We start from the raw sequence: 220 nt of genomic DNA on the forward strand, positions 1-220 counted from the left end.
TCAACCAGTCCCCACCAATGTATTCACGATCAGCTAATAACAACTTCTTTCTTAAATCATATTGTTTTATAGCAGCTTTGAATAATGCTATTCGCTCTTTTTGATTACTCGTTCCTTTTTTATCCAAATCCTGCCACCAAATCGGAATACTTACACCATTATGAATAATGCTAAGCGTGAGCAAATGAACTTTTTTGGAGCCATACTCCCAACTTGTACC

1 pseudogene is annotated in these 220 nt (G+C 36.4%); it reads right to left on the minus strand.

The features are described from left to right. Positions 1 to 220, minus strand: a pseudogene (locus Q0954_RS34940) (IS4/IS5 family transposase); the annotation flags it as partial.

The organism is uncultured Microscilla sp. (genome assembly GCF_947493425.1).
GTDB lineage: Bacteria > Bacteroidota > Bacteroidia > Cytophagales > Microscillaceae > Microscilla.